We start from the raw sequence: 509 nt of genomic DNA, 5'->3' as shown, positions 1-509 counted from the left end.
CGCCGACGCCGACGCCGGCGAACCACCCACCGCCAGCACACCCGTCGCATGACACGTCCAGTCCGTGTCGGCCGAGGCGTCGCCGACGCGGGAGTACACGGTCAGCGACCGCCGTCCCGTCTCGTCCGGCTCGCCCACCATGAGCTGGAGCTGTACGTCCTCGGTCTCCGGCATGATCAGCGGCGTCTGGAGGGCCAGTTCCTCCACGACATCGCAGCCGACCTGGTCACCGGCCCGAACCGTGAGTTCCACGAAGGCCGTGCCGGGCAGCAGTACGGCTCCGGCCACGGCGTGGTCGGCCAGCCAGGGATGCGTCCGCAGCGACAGCCGACCGGTCAGCAGCAGCCCTTCGGCGCCGGCGAGTTCGACGGCCGCACCGAGCAGGGGGTGCTCCACCGAGCCCAGTCCGAGACCGGTCGCCGCGGCGGAATCCGTTGCGGGGGCGGGGGCGTCGAGCCAGTAGCGCCGTCGTTGGAAGGCGTAGGTGGGCAAGTCGACGCGCTGGGCGC

At 72.5% G+C, this 509-nt stretch carries 1 pseudogene; it reads right to left on the bottom strand.

The features are described 5' to 3' along the window. Positions 1 to 509: pseudogene (locus tag G6W55_RS38260) on the bottom strand (polyketide synthase dehydratase domain-containing protein); the annotation flags it as partial.

The organism is Streptomyces sp. CAI-85, from assembly GCF_013363615.1.
Lineage (GTDB): Bacteria > Actinomycetota > Actinomycetes > Streptomycetales > Streptomycetaceae > Streptomyces > Streptomyces antibioticus_B.
This window is presented reverse-complemented; position numbering and strand designations above follow the sequence as displayed.